This is a genomic window from Oceanobacter mangrovi (assembly GCF_019740315.1).
Lineage (GTDB): Bacteria > Pseudomonadota > Gammaproteobacteria > Pseudomonadales > Oceanobacteraceae > Oceanobacter > Oceanobacter mangrovi.
The window spans coordinates 1-1,037 of the sequence record NZ_JAHXZR010000030.1; the positions used below are offsets into that span (position 1 = coordinate 1).

Consider the following 1,037-nt stretch of genomic DNA (forward strand, 5'->3'; position numbering starts at 1 on the left):
GCAATAATCACGTCTGAAATCTGTTTGAATTCCTGCAGATCCTTGATCACCCGTGAATTGAAGAAATCGTCTTCTTCCATCACCGGCTCGTACACCACGACTTCGATGCCCTTGGCCTTGATGCGCTTCATAACCCCCTGAATCGCCGAGGCACGGAAGTTGTCAGAACCCGCTTTCATCACCAGACGGTAGATACCCACAACCTGCGGATTTTTGGCAATCACACTATCGGCAATAAAATCCTTACGGGTACTGTTGGAATCCACAATCGCCCGAATCAGGTTATTCGGCACCTGATTGAAGTTGGCCAGCAACTGCTTGGTATCTTTCGGCAAACAATAACCACCATAACCAAACGACGGGTTGTTGTAGTGATTGCCAATACGCGGGTCCAGACCAACACCCTCGATAATCTGGCGAGTATCCAGACCATGAGTCGAAGCATAGGTGTCCAGCTCGTTGAAATAAGCCACCCGCATCGCCAGGTAGGTGTTGGAGAACAGCTTGACCGCTTCCGCCTCGGTAGAGTCGGTGTAAAGCACCTTGACGTCTTTTTTCACCGCCCCCTGCAGCAACAGGCCAGCAAACTGCTCGGCACGCTCACTGCGCTCACCAATGATGATACGGGATGGGTACAGGTTGTCGTACAACGCCTTGCCTTCACGCAAAAACTCAGGCGAGAAGATGATGTTGCTGGTGCCAAATTCCTGCTTGATACGCTGGGTATAGCCCACCGGAATGGTGGATTTGATGACCATCACCGCATCCGGATTGATCGCCATCACATCCTTGATCACCGCTTCAACCGAACGGGTGTTGAAGTAGTTGTTTTCGGTGTCATAGTCCGTTGGCGTGGCGATTATGACAAAGCTGGCACCTTCATAAGCCTGCTGCTTGTCCAGCGTCGCTGTGAAGTTGAGCGTCTTGTTGTTGAGAAAATCCTCGATCTCAACATCAACAATCGGAGACTGCCGATTATTCAGCATCTCAACCTTTTCCGGGACAATATCCAGCGCAACCACTTCATTGTGCTGGGA

1 protein-coding gene is annotated in these 1,037 nt (G+C 50.8%); it reads right to left on the minus strand.

All coding sequences use genetic code 11. From position 1 onward, the window contains the following. Positions 1-1,037, minus strand: a 1,037-nt coding sequence (locus tag K6123_RS23080) for a nucleotide sugar dehydrogenase (protein ID WP_221801976.1), incomplete at both ends; no start/stop codon positions are given.